Source organism: Vibrio sp. YT-17 (assembly GCF_033337375.1).
Taxonomy (GTDB): domain Bacteria; phylum Pseudomonadota; class Gammaproteobacteria; order Enterobacterales; family Vibrionaceae; genus Vibrio; species Vibrio alginolyticus.
The window spans coordinates 1-14,205 of sequence record NZ_JAWOQP010000011.1; the positions used below are offsets into that span (position 1 = coordinate 1).

At 42.1% G+C, this 14,205-nt stretch carries 15 protein-coding genes; 10 read left to right on the forward strand and 5 right to left on the reverse strand.

The window, feature by feature from the left end:
- Nucleotides 1–118: 118 nt before the first annotated feature.
- Together fabA and R7F67_RS12180 are read right to left on the reverse strand one after the other, a co-directional pair.
- Nucleotides 119–637, reverse strand: coding sequence for a bifunctional 3-hydroxydecanoyl-ACP dehydratase/trans-2-decenoyl-ACP isomerase (fabA, locus tag R7F67_RS12175; protein ID WP_005390081.1), 519 nt, complete (start codon nucleotides 635–637; stop codon nucleotides 119–121).
- A gap of 70 nt (nucleotides 638–707) precedes the next feature.
- Entirely contained in the window at nucleotides 708–2,237 is a 1,530-nt protein-coding gene (locus R7F67_RS12180; protein ID WP_226977269.1) for a Lon protease family protein, read from the reverse strand.
- Between R7F67_RS12180 and R7F67_RS12185 the strand changes: the two genes are divergently transcribed.
- From R7F67_RS12185 to R7F67_RS12200, 4 genes are all read left to right on the forward strand, one after another.
- Nucleotides 2,143–2,385, forward strand: a complete 243-nt coding sequence (locus tag R7F67_RS12185) for a hypothetical protein (RefSeq protein ID WP_021033883.1) — start codon at nucleotides 2,143–2,145, stop codon at nucleotides 2,383–2,385. The genes R7F67_RS12180 and R7F67_RS12185 overlap by 95 nt on opposite strands.
- 173 nt (nucleotides 2,386–2,558) lie before the next feature.
- Nucleotides 2,559–3,008: a macrodomain Ter protein MatP gene (gene matP, locus R7F67_RS12190; RefSeq protein ID WP_005396497.1), complete on the forward strand. Its 450-nt coding sequence runs from the start codon at nucleotides 2,559–2,561 to the stop codon at nucleotides 3,006–3,008.
- Between the two features lie 15 nt (nucleotides 3,009–3,023).
- Nucleotides 3,024–3,335 (forward strand): DUF3634 family protein, encoded by a 312-nt coding sequence (locus tag R7F67_RS12195; RefSeq protein WP_005377468.1) that lies wholly within the window; start codon nucleotides 3,024–3,026, stop codon nucleotides 3,333–3,335.
- Nucleotides 3,336–3,449: 114 nt separating this feature from the next.
- Nucleotides 3,450–3,773: a hypothetical protein gene (locus R7F67_RS12200; protein WP_054702349.1), complete on the forward strand. Its 324-nt coding sequence runs from the start codon at nucleotides 3,450–3,452 to the stop codon at nucleotides 3,771–3,773.
- Nucleotides 3,774–4,404: 631 nt separating this feature from the next.
- On the opposite strand, the gene R7F67_RS12205 is transcribed toward R7F67_RS12200, so the two are convergent.
- The 3 genes from R7F67_RS12205 to R7F67_RS12215 form a co-directional block, all read right to left on the reverse strand.
- Nucleotides 4,405–6,126, reverse strand: a complete 1,722-nt coding sequence (locus tag R7F67_RS12205; protein ID WP_054576881.1) for an ATP-binding protein — start codon at nucleotides 6,124–6,126, stop codon at nucleotides 4,405–4,407.
- Entirely contained in the window at nucleotides 6,116–7,297 is a 1,182-nt protein-coding gene (locus R7F67_RS12210) for an FIST signal transduction protein (protein ID WP_017634895.1), read from the reverse strand. Before R7F67_RS12210 ends, R7F67_RS12205 begins: the two co-directional genes overlap by 11 nt.
- A gap of 113 nt (nucleotides 7,298–7,410) precedes the next feature.
- Entirely contained in the window at nucleotides 7,411–7,767 is a 357-nt protein-coding gene (locus R7F67_RS12215) for a hypothetical protein (RefSeq protein ID WP_054576882.1), read from the reverse strand.
- Between the two features lie 257 nt (nucleotides 7,768–8,024).
- On the opposite strand from R7F67_RS12215, the gene ccoN reads away from it, so the two are divergent.
- The 6 genes from ccoN (at nucleotide 8,025) to R7F67_RS12245 (ending at nucleotide 14,192) form a co-directional block, all read left to right on the forward strand.
- Nucleotides 8,025–9,452: a cytochrome-c oxidase, cbb3-type subunit I gene (gene ccoN / locus R7F67_RS12220; RefSeq protein WP_005396488.1), complete on the forward strand. Its 1,428-nt coding sequence runs from the start codon at nucleotides 8,025–8,027 to the stop codon at nucleotides 9,450–9,452.
- Between the two features lie 12 nt (nucleotides 9,453–9,464).
- A complete protein-coding gene (gene ccoO, locus R7F67_RS12225) occupies nucleotides 9,465–10,085 on the forward strand; it encodes a cytochrome-c oxidase, cbb3-type subunit II (RefSeq protein ID WP_005377475.1) in 621 nt (206 codons plus the stop codon).
- A 9-nt stretch (nucleotides 10,086–10,094) separates the two neighbouring features.
- Nucleotides 10,095–10,268, forward strand: a complete 174-nt coding sequence (locus R7F67_RS12230; protein ID WP_005377485.1) for a cbb3-type cytochrome oxidase subunit 3 — start codon at nucleotides 10,095–10,097, stop codon at nucleotides 10,266–10,268.
- The gene (gene ccoP / locus R7F67_RS12235) at nucleotides 10,268–11,242 is read left to right on the forward strand and encodes a cytochrome-c oxidase, cbb3-type subunit III (protein ID WP_318057195.1); all 975 of its coding nucleotides are present in this window, start codon (nucleotides 10,268–10,270) and stop codon (nucleotides 11,240–11,242) included. Before R7F67_RS12230 ends, ccoP begins: the two co-directional genes overlap by 1 nt.
- Before the next feature lie 105 nt (nucleotides 11,243–11,347).
- Entirely contained in the window at nucleotides 11,348–11,824 is a 477-nt protein-coding gene (locus R7F67_RS12240) for a FixH family protein (protein WP_005377489.1), read from the forward strand.
- Between the two features lie 4 nt (nucleotides 11,825–11,828).
- Nucleotides 11,829–14,192, forward strand: a complete 2,364-nt coding sequence (locus R7F67_RS12245) for a heavy metal translocating P-type ATPase (RefSeq protein WP_054576883.1) — start codon at nucleotides 11,829–11,831, stop codon at nucleotides 14,190–14,192.
- Nucleotides 14,193–14,205 lie beyond the last annotated feature (13 nt).

A 14,205-nucleotide genomic window follows, 5' to 3' on the forward strand; every position in this document is an offset into this window, starting at 1 on the left:
GAGTAGTTTTACAGGCAAAGCCGAAACGGATGATAACCACCTACTGAAGTAGGTGGTTTAGGGCTGAAAACAAAAAGGCTCCTAAATAGGAGCCTTAATAAATCGATTAAAATCGAGATTAGAAGCTTGAAGTATCTTGGAACAAGCCAACTTTCAAATCTTTTGCTACGTAGATTTCTTTGCCGTCCACACATACACGACCGTCGGCCAAACCCATCACAAGTTTACGGTTTACAACGCGTTTCATGTGGATCTCGTACGTCACTTTTTTCGCTGTTGGCAGGATCTGACCTGTAAACTTCACTTCGCCAACACCCAGAGCACGACCTTTTCCTTTGCCACCAACCCAGCCAAGGAAGAAACCAACAAGTTGCCACATCGCATCAAGGCCAAGACAACCCGGCATTACAGGGTCGCCAGGGAAGTGGCAGTCAAAGAACCACAAATCTGGAGTAATATCCAATTCCGCCAAGATCAAACCTTTACCAAAATCGCCTTCAGTCTCAGACATTTTAGTAACACGATCCATCATTAGCATGTTTGGCGCAGGAAGCTGAGGGTAACCAGGCCCAAACAGTTCGCCTTGGCTAGAAGCAAGTAGATCGTCACGGTTATAAGAATCACGTTTGTTTTGCATTATCAATTACTCCAATTTTTGATAGCTGCATCTTAGTGAACACGTGTACGCTAAACAACTCCGATCAGTACTAGACAAACCAGTTTTTGATGCGCTGCACAATTCCTTCTGGATGCTCATGTCTTTCAAAGTTTTCAATACGTTCCGCTATTTTGCCAATAATGCTATCGTCTTCACCTCTAAAAGGTTTATTCATTACAATCGGAATAGCTTCATCTACGGTAGAAACGGACCAAATATGGAACTCACCATTTTTAATGCTTTCTATTACATCTTTATGTAATGCAAGGTGTTTAAGGTTTGATTTTGGCATCACAACACCTTGATTTCCTGTAAAACCTTGATGTTTACAAACCTGATAAAAGCCTTCAATTTTTTCGTTCAAGCCACCGACGGCTTGCACTCGACCAAACTGATCAACAGCTCCTGTAACAGCAACTTGTTGATTAATTGGAGATTCAGATAAAGCACTCACCAAGCAACAAAGTTCTGCAAGAGATGCGCTGTCACCATCAACTTCACTATAAGACTGTTCAAATACGATGGAGGCAGAGTAAGGCAGTGGTTCATCCAGTTTCAGAGCAGAGCTCAAGAAAGCTTGCATAATCATCATGCCTTTTGCATGTAGATTGCCTCCAAGCTCAGCTTTGCGCTCAACATCGGAAACATCGCCATCACCAAAATGAATTACACAAGATATTCGTGCAGGCTCACCATAGCTGACAGGGTGCCCAGCCATATCAATAACGGTTAGGCCATTGATTTGACCAACTTGTTCCCCAGTTGTCTCAATGATGACTTGGCCATCTAAAATATCGTACACGGCACGCTGAGGAAGGTAAGATTCTCGGTAATACTTATCGTCAATCGCTTTATCTAACGACTTGTAATCTAATGCGTGGCCATCACTGAACTGGCTAGCAAGCGTTAGAAGTTGAGAGTGCCACATTACTCCTAAAGGCAGATAATGTTGATCTTCAGTAAATCTCATACCGGCCAGCAACAATCTTCTAAAACCACATTCAGTTAAGTGAGGCAGCTGATATTGAGAACATATCCAGTTCACTAAACCAAAGTAATCTGTCAAATTCTGCTCTGACAGATGAATATCTTCTTCAACTTCCGTATACATGGCAAAGCCAGAACAGAAGTCTTCATCGATGTATTCTAGCTCTGCTAACTGACTTCTTTCTCCTGTTACAATCAGTTTTACATCATAGGCTTTAGCTTGCGGTACTGAAGTAGGTAAACGAGTAGGGCTTAGGTTCAGTGGCTCGATAAGGTTTTGTTGAATTGCAGACTTTATATTTGGCCAAAGCCCTGGGTTAGCCAAAATTAGATTAGCCGGTACTATTAAGTAACCGTTATCTGCCTGTGAAATTAAACCAGGTTGGAAGGCAATATCACCACTTACATCAACACTGTAACGGTCAAATAAACGTTTGGCATCAAGTGATTCCGACAAAACTATCGCAGCGTTAGACTGGCTCTGAAGAGCTTTACTGATGAACTCTCTATATACAGAATTATCTACGCAGTTAATGAGTAGTACTCGCGTCAATCCGGAAATTTTTGAAAAACGAGATATCGTTGCCGACATTCTCGGTTGGAGCTCAGTAAAAGACTTCTTTGGTAACGAAGGTGCAGACTTTAAAAGTGCTTCGTACCGCTCAAGTGAAGGTGTTACGTCTTGCCAATTAAGTTGGTTCATTAAAATTCATCGTAATTCAATCTTGCCGACATTATAACGAAACGGACTATAACACCCTAGCACCAATTTGGTTTGTTCTCGGCATTCAACTCTCAATGAACAATACTTAGACAAATGAGTGATCAACATCGATACTTCTAAGAGTTTTATTTGCCCAAGTAAACCATCTGGGTTACGCTGTCACTAGGTTATGTTTATGGGTCGGAACAAATGAAATATCAACAGCTTGAGAATCTAGAATGTGGGTGGAAATGGAAGTATCTCATCAAAAAATGGAAAGATGGTGAAGCGATTACCCGACATATTGATACAAGCGAAGCAGATGCAGCGGTCGCAGAACTAAAACGCCTTGAACACGAGCCTACACTTGTCTTGGCTTGGATAGAAAACCACATGTCAGAAGAGTTAGATAATAAACTCAAGCAGGCTATCCGAGCGAAACGGAAACGTCACTTCAATGCAGAGCAAGTCCATACAAAGAAGAAATCCATTGATTTAGATTACCGAGTTTGGGAAAAGCTTTCTAGTAGAGCGAATGAACTTGGTTGTACGTTATCTGACGCAATTGAATATTTGCTTTCCGAAGCGTCGAGAAGTGAAAAAGCGAGTCAAAAAGTTACCTCAATTAAAGAGGATTTGAGTAAATTGCTATCTAGCTAGGATAGGGAGTGCCAAATGTTATATGTAATCTTAATTGCAGCCATCGTGATCTTTTGGTTGATCGCAGTCGATAGGCCGGTGTTAAAAGTAAAGTTCGATAATGGCCATATTAGTAACGTAAAAGGGCATCTACCTCCTTCTTTCAAACACAACTTACAGGATATTAGTGAGCATAACCCGTTTACTGGTGAAATGAAGGTGTATAGCCAACGAACAGGAATGCGCTTAAGCTTTTCCAAAGGCATTCCCAAAAAAGTTCAACAGAGGATTCGTAACGTTTTTCCGCATCAGGGCTTCAAAGCAAACAAAGGCAAGAAGCGCGCTTAATTACATATCAGTTACTTCATCATGTTAAATGGGACGCAATGTGACGTCCCATTTTCGTATCTACAGAAAAATTACTTATCATTGAACAATCAACAACATAAACGGACCAAAACGATGAGATACGTTGTAACTTTAATGATATTGATCTTTGCAAGTAATTCAGTTTTTGCTGACGATTCAGAAACGAACCTGTTGGCTAAAAAGATTAAGACTAAGCTTCAAAAGAAAGTAGACAATAAGTTTGATGGCTATCAAGGTTATTGTGACGTCATGATAGAAATGGAGCACAAAAGTAAAAACGCAGTAATAAAAAGAGTAACCAGTAGTGGTGACCAAAAAGTGTGTAGGTACGTTAAGTCCAACTTGAAGAAAGGAAAACGCTATCGTTACAAATCCCCCGAAAAGTACATTCGCCTCCATATAACCACAGGCTTATAAATGTTTCAGAACGCAACTGAGCTCGTGATTTTTGGCAGATTTCGTTGCGGAGCGATTAGAGCGTTTAGCTGATTTTTGCTGTTGTACGAGGCGAGCATGAAAGGCTTTTTGCTCAGCAGCGCGTTTGAGTTCGTTAAAGTAGTTATGACATTGAATGGCGAACTCAGTGAGTTGGCCGTCACCATCATAGATATATTGATTCTCAGGTGTTTAAGGAAGAACACACCAGTAAAGTAAGTCGAGGACTAAGCGCGCATCAATTTTCAATAAGAGATTTGATTTGCTTCGTAAGCATAACCACAAACCAAACTAGCGATTGCAAGTCCACAGGAACCTCGGTTAAAGCCTCAAAAGCAAACAATGTTGTTAACCTTAGGAGGACATTTTAAAGTAGCTAAAACCGGACATTATTGCTTTGAGACCCCACCCCTTGGTACGCATTATGTATATTATGTTAAATTGTATATTGCTGTACGCTAAATGTTGTCTGAGTATGCTCCTATTCCCCTGCAGATTTTAAATTTAAGGGCCTTACTGTGAGCATTAAACATAATCGTTATTTACCATAAAATACTTAATATAGATCTTAATAATCTATCGATTGTTAAGATCTATATTAACGCCTTTTTACTTATTGAAATGACTGTATAGCTTCAAAGATATCTTGTCTTCTAACTGGCTTGGAAATGAATCCGTCCATACCGGCATCCAGGCATTTATCTCTATCGCTTTCTAGCGCATGTGCAGTTAACGCTATAATTGGGGTCCTGAGACCTTTATCTCGAATAAGTCTTGTTGCGGTAATTCCATCCATCACTGGCATCGAGACATCCATGAGAATCAAATCGATTAAATCCTCATTCTCTTCTAAAAATGTTAATGCCTCTGCTCCATGGCTTGCGATATGAACATTATGGCCAAGCTTATTTAAGATAAGCTTTATTACGAACTGATTCGATTCGGTATCTTCTACGACGAGAAGTTCCATTGCTTTTGTCGGTTGATTGGTTTCGATTCTAACTGGACGATTTTGATTGCAACGAGTCAAAACTGGAATCGAAATCGTAAAGGTTGAACCAACATGCTCGTCACTTTTAACGGCAATCTTGCCACGCATCATTTCAACTAAATGCTTGGTTATTGCGAGTCCCAGTCCTGTACCACCAAAGCGTCTCGTGATGGAACGGTCTCCTTGATGAAATGCCGTAAACAAGTGCTCTTGCTTTGCTTTAGATATACCAATTCCAGTGTCAGATATTGAGATCACAAGTTCAGCATCTTGCTCAGATACAGAAACTTTTACTTCACCTTCGTCTGTAAACTTTATTGCATTCCCTATTAGATTAAACAGAATTTGAGATAACCGCGTGGAGTCAATCCAAAATTGTTTGTCATTAGTGACAGTACAGTTGAGCTTGAATTTAAGATCTTTCTTCTTAGCTATTTGTTTTTGCTGAGAAATAACAAAAGTGACAGTGTCTCTTAAGTTAATCCATTGTTCATTGAGCTGAAAGCGACCTGACTCGATTTTAGAAAGGTCAAGAATGTCACTGATTATCGCGAGAAGTAACTCTGCAGAGCACTCCATTTGGCTCAAAGCATCAATTTGTTCTTCTGACAAGGTTGATTGCTTCAGTATATCTAGCATTCCAAGAACGGAATTTAAAGGGGTTCTTATTTCATGACTCATCATCGCTAAGAACTCCGACTTAGACCGGTTCGCAAGCTCTGCTTCTTCTCTTGCTTTAGCGAGCTGAGTTGTTCTTACTTCAACGATACGTTGTAACTTCTCTTTGGTCTCGATATCAATGACCGCCCTTTCAATTAAGGGACGAAACCGCCTCAAGGTTTCCTTATTCTCTATGCTAAAGTGCCCTTTCTGAGCTCCAATAAGTAGGATTACGGTTTGCGTTACTTCTGAACGTATACCAGTTAAAACGACCGAGTTTACATGGCTTTTTATAAAGCTGTTTAAGTTAACAAACTCAGCGAGTTTATCTGGCTCGAACAGTAGAATGCATTCACCATTGAGAGCTCTTTGATAGGTGTTACCGTGTAACCAGGATACATTATCAAATACGCTATTAGTTGATATCAACGTCTTGAAGGGATATCGTTCACCATCACGAGTCAGTACAATAAAATCATCGAAGTTGATGTACTTTTTGAGGACATTGTTTAATCCCGTAAATATCTCATGCCGATTCTTTGCCTCACTCATCGCAGATATCGCGGAAAGAATGGCCTTGTTTTCATCAGCGAGTAGTCGTTCTCTTTGTCTAGCCTGCTTTAGCTCAACTAACGCTTCTTGAAGCGCTTCCTGTTGATATATGTCTAAGTATTTATCTTTCATAAGGTTTATGGAATATAGCCGATGAAATCATCAGGTTTCCATGTCCATTCTCACCACCAATAAATCTACCTTGCTCGCCGAAAGTAAAAGGGCAAATAAAAGGCAAATGTTCTAGTTCTTGGTTAATTTGTTCACAAACGCTATTCATGTCTTGCATTAAGTGCAACATGGGACCTGCGCAAAAGATATTTATCACTCCAATTTTTCGAGACTCTTCTAATTTTTGGTTAAAAGCGGCATTGACGACTTTTGCAGCGCGCGCAACGAGATGCTCACGACTTCCTTTCATTAATGTGAGCTCGTCACCCTCTTCTATTCGTGTAAACAACTCGATTCCACCATCTGGCGTCTCACGGATCGGATGGGATAACTTGTAATATGGGCGATCATAGAGATGACCTGCGATCCGCCCTAATGGATAAGCACTCGAGTTTGTAAACAGCATATTATCTTTACCTACTTGGTTATCCTGGTGATTTGTCCACCTTCTATAAACATTGAGCGCAGGTTCATTATCAATTTCAAGTAAGCATCTATCGTTGGTCTTGGTTGCAACACCTTTGATATTAGTTGGTGTATGCCCAGCGCTAAAAGCGATATCAACAGGTTGAGAGGAGTAAAAGAGAGTTAAGCTTAAACCTGAAGTTTGAGATCCTTGGGCGGTTATCACAGACCATTTCCCAGCGATGTTATTATCAGCGGCCGAACCACCAATAATTGGAATTAGAGTTCCAAATCTTTCATCTATAGACGCAATGATTGATTCCTCTTGCCCTGGTGTAGCATGAAGTAGAATTAAGTTTGGTACCTCTCCAACACGGTTTGCGTTCTCAAGGGCCATATCCAAAGCCTTGGTGACGCTGTCACCTGAGTTGTGATTAGAAATACCAGTACCATAAGCATGAGGACCTGTATCATAAACAGCAAGTGCCGCAATTACTGGTCCTGTATGAAAGCCCTGATCTGTCATTACGGCTTGACATGAACTGGCGCCATGAAAAGGCACACCAGGAAAATGCGCAAGAAACGCTTCTCGAATCAACTCGAAATTGTATTCTTCCGTGTAGTAACACATCACGTAAGACAAGTTTTGTTGTGTCAATTCGGACCTGAGCGTTTTTATCGCTGAGTCTTCATCTTTAATATGAGTAAAAACTGATTGGCAATGCATACGATTTTATAATTGGTTATCACTCTGCTGTTATACCATTCCAACCAATTTTCTCTAGGTAAGAAGGTGTTAATTTCATTAATAAGTTACGATTATCTCGTGATAGATCGTATTTATAATTGAACTACAACAATGTTTTCACCTTTTTTAAAGGTGATTTTTTTCGATTCAGGCATGATGTCCCATTCTACTGACTTATGCTTTTCGTTGAGATGGATAAAATTACCAGATTGATTTAGATCAATTTTTAGAGTGCTACTTTCTGTCGTTTCGAGCGAAATTCCCATTGAGTCACGATTAATCGTGATTATTTCTCCTTCAATTGTTACATCGCATCGTTCTTTTTGTGAACAGTCAACGCTATTAACACTCTCGTGTGTAAAGGTACGCCAGAAAAATGCGCCTATTAAAACACTGAGCATGATTAAGATTTGTGCAAGTCGCGCCTTTGTTAACTTTTGTGCAGGCATAATTACTAATATCCTTGTTACAAACTTCAAACTTTTTAAATAAAAAATGATTTCCAGAGGTCCAGTAAGGTTACTACCCTGTCATTGAATTGTTAATTCAAGTATAGTGTCACGCTGAAAATGCCACTTTTTATTAAAGTCAGCAATGGAAATAAGGTGATGATAACACTTGAATTCTAGAGTTTACTTGGGTGGTGTTACGACGCAAGTCGTGTTGGAAGTAAAAGTGTAGTTAATTAGAAATTGGAAGCATGCAAATGAGCCAAGTAAAGCAGCTTGAACAAAACTACAACTATACAGTCGTTCGCCAATTTACCCTTGTGACCATTTTATGGGGCATAGTTGGTATGGCTGTTGGTGTTTTGATTGCCGCTCAATTAGTTTGGCCACAGCTAAACTTTGATACGCCGTGGTTGACGTACAGTCGCTTACGTCCACTGCATACTAATGCGGTAATTTTTGCGTTTGGTACCAGTGCTCTGTTCGCAACGTCTTATTATGTTGTACAGCGCACATGTCAAACACGTCTTTTTGGTGGCCCACTCGTTGCCTTCACCTTTTGGGGTTGGCAAGCAATCATCCTGGCAGCAGCCATTACTTTGCCTCTCGGTTTAACATCGGGTAAAGAGTATGCTGAGCTAGAATGGCCTATTGATATCGCAATTGCGCTAGTATGGGTATCATATGCGGTGGTGTTCTTCGGCACACTAGTGAAGCGAAACACGTCACATATTTATGTGGCAAACTGGTTCTTCGGTGCCTTTATTATCACAGTAGCAGTACTTCACATCGTGAACAGCATGGCTATTCCTGTGTCACTTGGTAAATCTTACTCGATTTACTCGGGCGCAGTGGATGCGATGGTTCAGTGGTGGTATGGACACAATGCGGTAGGTTTCCTACTGACCGCTGGTTTCCTAGGTATGATGTACTACTTCGTTCCTAAACAAGCTGAACGTCCTGTTTATTCTTACCGTCTATCTATCGTTCACTTCTGGGCACTTATTTCTCTATATATTTGGGCAGGCCCTCACCACCTTCATTATACAGCGCTACCAGACTGGACTCAGTCTCTAGGTATGGTTATGTCGCTGGTTCTATTTGCTCCTTCTTGGGGTGGTATGATCAACGGTATTATGACGTTATCTGGTGCATGGCATAAGCTTCGTTATGACCCTATCCTACGTTTCCTAATCGTTTCACTGTCGTTCTACGGTATGTCTACCTTTGAAGGCCCGATGATGTCGATTAAGACGGTTAACGCACTTTCTCACTACACAGACTGGACCATTGGTCACGTTCACTCTGGTGCGTTAGGTTGGGTTGCGATGGTTTCTATCGGCTCTGTATATCACTTGGTACCTCGCCTATTTGGCCAAGAGCGTATGTACTCTGTTGGTCTAGTTAATGTGCATTTCTGGCTAGCAACAATCGGTACCGTTCTTTACATCGTTGCGATGTGGATCTCTGGTGTAATGCAAGGTCTTATGTGGCGCGCGGTTAACTCTGACGGTACGCTAACTTACAGCTTTGTTGAGTCTGTAGAAGCGTCTTATCCGTTCTACTTTGTACGTTTCCTAGGCGGATTTATCTTCCTATCTGGTATGTTCCTAATGGCATACAACACGTACAAAACGGTAAGTGCACCTAAAGAAAGCCTAAAAGCTATCCCACATCCGGCATAAGGAGATTTAAGAATGAGTAATAATTCTAATAATCGCCATGAAATCTTAGAACGTAATGTCGGTTTGTTGGCTATTTTTATCGTGTTTGCTATCAGTTGGGGTGCTCTTGTAGAGATCACTCCTCTGATTTTCCAAAAGCAAACGACTGAACCTGTAGAAAATCTGCGCGCTTACACTCCTTTGGAGATGGAAGGCCGTGATATCTACATCCGTGAAGGTTGTAACGTCTGTCACAGCCAGATGGTTCGTCCTTTCCGCTCAGAGACTGAACGTTACGGTCACTACTCTGTTGCTGGTGAGAGTGTTTGGGAACACCCATTCCTTTGGGGCTCTAAGCGTACAGGCCCGGATTTAGCTCGTGTTGGTGGTCGTTATTCTGACGAATGGCACCGTGTTCACCTGTTAGATCCTCGTGAGCTTGTACCTGAGTCAAACATGCCAGGTTTCCCGTGGCTAGCTGAAAACGTTTTAGACGGTAAGCTAACTCAGAAGAAACTTGAGCTATTTCGTGATCAGTTCGGCGTTCCATACACTGATGAAGAGATCGCGAATTCGGCTAAAGAAGTAGAAGGTAAAACAGAGATGGATGCAATCATCGCTTACCTTCAGTCTCTTGGTCATGCAATGAAGTAAGGGGATCATATGGATTTCGGTACAATTCATAGTATTTATACCGTTGTACTCTTCGCTAGTTTTATTGGCATCGTATGGTGGGCATTTAGTAAAAAGCGTAAAGCACGCTTTGAAGAAGATGCCAACTTGGTGTTTGCTGACGAAGAACAAAAGACCCCTAATAACCAAGGAGTGAAGAAGTAATGACTACATTCTGGAGTCTCTGGATTATCGTGATTACTGTCGGTACGCTAGTAGGCTGTGCGATTCTCCTGACTTGGTGCGCTAAAGATAAAATGGGCGTCGAGGAAGGGGAAGACATGGGCCACGAGTACGATGGTATTCGCGAGCTAAACAACCCTCTACCAAAGTGGTGGACTTACCTGTTTGTAAGCACATTTGTGTTCGCAGCAGTTTACCTTGCCCTATTCCCAGGTCTAGGTAGCTTCAAGGGCTTTTTAAACTGGCAGAGTTCGGCTCAAACCGTTCGCTCACTAGAAGAGTCAAAAGAAGCCATCGCTGCAGCACAAGAGAACAAGCAACTAAACCAATATGCAAAAGAACTGGATGATGCCGACGCTTACTTCGGCGAAGCATTCCGTAAACTTGCGCACAATGACAGTGGTCTACGCCCAATTCCTGAAATTGCGCAAGATCCTGAAGCATTAAAAGTTGGTCAGCGTTTGTTTTTGCAAAACTGTTCTCAATGCCATGGCTCTGATGCACGTGGTCAGAAAGGCTTCCCTAACCTGACTGATGATGCATGGCTATATGGTGGCGAGCCATCAGCGATCGTTACAACCATCATGCACGGCCGTATTGGTCAAATGCCAGCATGGAAAGATGCCCTTGGTGAGCAAGGTGTTCAAGAAGTTGTAAGTTACACACTTAGTCTATCTGGTCGTAAAGTAAATGCTCGTGAAGCCGCGGCAGGTAAAGCACGCTTCGTAGTGTGTGCTGCTTGTCATGGTACGGATGGTAAGGGTAACCCTGCAGTCGGTGCGCCTGACCTTACAGACCAAGACTGGTTATTTGGTGAGTCTCGTGCAGCTGTAACAGAAACCGTAATGAACGGCCGCTCAGGTGTAATGCCCGCGTGGAAAGACATTTTGGGTGAAGATAAAGTTCAGCTCGTTGCCTCTTATGTCTGGAGCTTAAGTAACTCAGAGAGTAAGTAACTGAGATATTAAGTAACATAGCAATAACAGCCCCTTTCATAGGGGCTGTCTTTCCTTTAAATTTAACGCCTTACATTTTTTCATTTAGCTGTTGAGAACTTTTTTATGGTAAAGCCTTGGTATAAACAATTTTGGCCGTGGTTCCTAATCATCCTTCCTCTTACTGTCGTAGTTTGGACTGTGATTACTGTGGTCGTTTTCTCGAACAACTCTGTTTCTTTAGTCGCCGAGGATTACTATAAAAAAGGCAAAGGCATTAATATCGACATTAGTAAAATGAATGTCGCTCGTGACCTAGGTCTTAACGCTGAGATTTCCTCTGAAAATAACAATGTTGTGATTGTTTTCGCTAAAGGGAAGCTACCTCATTACCCTGCTCTAACGGCCACTTTCACTCATCGTACTCTTCCTGATCGTGACTTCACAAAGCTTGTAACAGCGGATGCATCTGGTAATTACCGACTAAAAGCTGAGGAATCTATTCAAGGACCATGGTTTGTTGAACTACAACCACACGACAAGCAATGGATGATCCAAGGTAAAGTTGAGTTTCCTGCCTCTTCAACACCGTTAATGAAGTAAGCATATGTGTAAATCCTGTTATCACTGCGGTGAAGATGTACCAGCCAACACGGATTTCAAAGTAGAAATATTGGGTGAAATTCGCGACATGTGTTGTCCGGGCTGCGAAACTGTGGCGCAGACTATTGTAGATAGTGGTCTTGTATCATATTACCAATACCGCACTGCGCCTGCAGAAAAGGCAGACCTAGTACCAGAGCAACTCCAAGCTTTAATTCATTATGACAATGCGGATGTACAATCTGAATTCGTACGAAATCGCGAAAATGTTTCTGAAGTAACCCTTTCTTTGGAAGGCGTTTCATGTGCCGCTTGTGCGTGGTTAATCGAAAAGCAAGTTTCTAATACGGCCGGGTTGGTATCTATCCGTGTTAATACAACCACCAATCGAGCGTTACTAGCCTGGGATAAAACTCAGGTACGGTTAAGCGAGCTCCTTTCCGTTATTCATAAACTTGGTTACAAAGCTGCACCTTTTGAAGCAGATAAGCAAGAAGCCTCTTACCATCGAATGATGAAGCAATATCTATATCGACTAGGTATTGCAGGTTTAGCAACCATGCAGGTCATGATGCTCGCCGTTGCACTGTATCTCGAAGTCTTTGGTGATTTAGAGCCAGAGTTTAAAAGTTACTTTCGTTGGGTAAGTTTGATTTTTGCTACTCCTGTTTTGCTTTATTCCGCTCTTCCATTTTACTTAAACGCATGGCGTAGTATCAAAGGTCGAACCCTTGGTATGGATGTCCCGGTTTCTATCGCGTTGATCTTTGCCTATGTTGCAAGTTTAGTTGCAACAGTAACTGAACAAGGCGAAGTCTTCTTTGAATCTATCTCGATGTTTACCTTCTTTTTGTTAGTAGGTCGATTCTTAGAGATGCGCGCTCGTCGCAAAGCTGCTGCAGCGAGTGGTAACCTTCTTAAGTTGATTCCTGCAATTGCTACAACGCTGGACGGTGATCAGATCCCCGTGAAGACGCTAAAAGTTGGCGATCGTATTCGCGTTCTACCTGGTGAACATATCCCCGCTGACGGTAAAGTTATTTCAGGCCGTATTCATATTGATGAATCCATGTTAACGGGTGAGTCAGTGCACGTTGTGAAACGAGAAGGCGATGTCGTCTATGCGGGAACACTAAACGGAGACGAATCATTTGAACTTGAGGTAGTAAGCTCAAAGGCCGATTCAATGATTTCTAACATCGTGCGTTTACAAGATGAAGCTCAACACTCCAAACCTAAAATTGCGGAAATTGCAGACATTGTCGCCCGTTACTTTGTTGGTGTGATTCTTATTATCTCTGCTGGTACTTGGTTTTACTGGCATCAAACAAAACCAGATGATGCGTTTTGGATCATGCTGTCTGTGTTAGTCGCTACATGCCCATGTGCGCTATCTCTGGCTACTCCGACCGCTCTCACTTGTGCTACCTCTAGAATGGGTAATTTTGGCATTTTGCTTCGTAAAGGCCATGTGTTTGAGACACTATGTAAGATCAACCACTTAGTTGTAGATAAAACAGGCACTCTAACGAAAGGTGATATTGAGATCTGTGAAACAAAGGTACTTAGTGATCTCCCACAGAAAGATTGTCTATCACTAGCTGCAGCTTTAGAGGCTCATGCAAACCACCCTATCGCTCGTTCTTTTGCAACTTACACCAATGATGACTTTATCGTGTCTGACGTGCAAAACGTGATTGGTTCAGGGATTGAGGGTATGTGGAATGGCAAAATCGTTAAGATAGGTAGTGCTGCTTTTGTTCAAGGCAAAGAAAGTGGTGAAAGCCAGGCGGTCTATCTGTCGGTTGATGGCAAGCATGTCGCTAGCTTTTACTACCGCGACCCTATCCGAAAAGAAAGCAAAGCCTTTATTCAACGTTTTGCTGACGCTGGAATTAAGACAACCCTGCTAACTGGTGATTCTCTCTCAAACGCCCAACCAGTGGCGAATGAAATTGGTATCGATCACATCGTCGCGTCAGCAAAGCCAGAAGATAAGCTTGCATACCTTAAGAGCTTGGACGAAAACAGTATCACTATGATGGTTGGTGATGGAATCAATGACGCGCCGACTCTCGCCGGAGCTCACCTTTCTGTCGCAATGGGCGGTGGTACAGATGTCGCTAAAGCTTCTGCAGATATGACGTTACTTGGGGATAATCTCGAAAAGCTACTAGAAGCACGTTTGCTTGCACTGCGTACAAGAAAGATTATTCGAGAAAACTTGGCTTGGTCTTTGGGTTACAACCTGTTAATTTTGCCTTTGGCGGTCGCAGGTTTAGTGGCTCCCTACATTGCAGTAGTTGGCATGTCTGCAAGCTCAATTATCGTTGTATCTAACTCTTTGCGCCTGCTCAAAGAGAAATAAGTAGAGAAAGCAA